The organism is Mycobacterium sp. NS-7484 (assembly GCF_001953975.1).
GTDB lineage: Bacteria > Actinomycetota > Actinomycetes > Mycobacteriales > Mycobacteriaceae > Mycobacterium.
In genome coordinates this window covers 1-532 of sequence record NZ_MBEJ01000133.1, presented here as the reverse complement: position 1 = coordinate 532, position 532 = coordinate 1, and the positions used below count along the sequence as shown (strand labels likewise).

Below are 532 nucleotides of genomic sequence, written 5' to 3'. Positions count from 1 at the left end.
TTCCGGTGTAGTCGTCGTCCCCGAGGGCCAGCAGATCGAAGGCGATGAACGCCGCCGGCGTCTGCTCGGCGAGCATCGTGACCCGGCTGGCGGCCGGGTGCAGCCGCAGTTGCAGCGCCTCGAAGTCCAGGCCGTCGCCGGTGGCGATGACGATCTCCCCGTCGACAACGCAACGCGGCGGTAGTTCGGCACGGGCCGCTGCCACCAGTTCGGGAAAGTAGCGGGTCATCGGGCGTTCGTTGCGGCTGCCGAATTCGACCTCGTCGCCGTCGCGAAAGCAGATGGTGCGAAAGCCGTCCCACTTCGGCTCGTACGACATGCCCGGCGGGATCTCACGCACCGGCTTCGAGAGCATCGGCGAGACCGGCGGCTGCACCGGCAAGTCCACAACTTCCATACTCACGTAGACCACCGAGCCAGGGCAATGTCATCGTGGGCAGATGGATCTGCCCGTGATGCCGCCGGTCTCGCCGATGCTCTCGAAGCCGGTGCGTGAGATCCCGCCGGGCATGTCGTACGAGCCGAAGTGGGA

General features: G+C 66.7%; 1 protein-coding gene and 1 pseudogene. One reads left to right on the top strand and one right to left on the bottom strand.

Features of this window, described 5'->3' with window-relative positions; all coding sequences use genetic code 11:
• Positions 1-388, bottom strand: a pseudogene (gene ligC, locus A5733_RS25140) (ATP-dependent DNA ligase); the annotation flags it as partial.
• Positions 389-440: 52 nt separating this feature from the next.
• Here ligC and A5733_RS28035 point away from each other — a divergent pair.
• The coding region (locus A5733_RS28035; RefSeq protein ID WP_233152787.1) for a hypothetical protein at positions 441-532 on the top strand (92 nt) is incomplete at its 3' end.